A 601-nucleotide genomic window follows, 5' to 3' on the forward strand; every position below is an offset into this window, starting at 1 on the left:
GTGTTCGGCCGGCACCGCGAGCCAGGCCGGATGCGTGGCATCGGCCAGGGCCGTGGCCAGGTACCGGACTCGTCCGCGGTCACTGCCCACCATCCGGGCCCGCTCGCGGAGGGGATTGTCCATCGCGCACGCGAGGACAGCCGCGTCCTCGAGGTGCCGACCCCGATCCCGTGTGTCCGCCCGGTAGGCGGCGCCCTTGAGGACGAGCGCGCCCAGGACGTCGGGGACACTGAGCGTCACCCTCTCACCGTCGATGTCGATCTCGCAGTCGACGGTCTTGCGCAGCGCGGACGTCCCGGCCGGCAGCGCGAACACCGCACGCCCGGCCACGGTCGGTCTGTGTGCGGGGGCGAGGTTGTCCGCGACCATCACGTCCACCTGCTCGCCGCCGCGGACGAACCGGTGCGCCGGGCCCTCCCCGACGGGCATTCTCAGCTGGTACCCGAGCCGTTCGAGACGGTGGCGGACCTCGCCGAAGGCCGCTGCCCCGGTCTCGATGTGCGTCCGCCATGTCGACATCGACCGTCGCCCGGCTGATCGGCAACCCTGCCCGGGCCGCATGCACCTGCACCATCAACCCGCCGACGAGACTCCACTGCCG

Annotated in this window: 1 pseudogene; it reads right to left on the bottom strand. The window is 72.5% G+C overall.

Annotated features, from left to right (window positions below):
- Nucleotides 1-429, bottom strand: a pseudogene (locus AC1DQC_RS20015) (hypothetical protein); the annotation flags it as partial.
- Between the last annotated feature and the right edge of the window lie 172 nt (nucleotides 430-601).

The sequence above is a fragment of the Cellulomonas sp. P4_H12 genome, assembly GCF_056400905.1.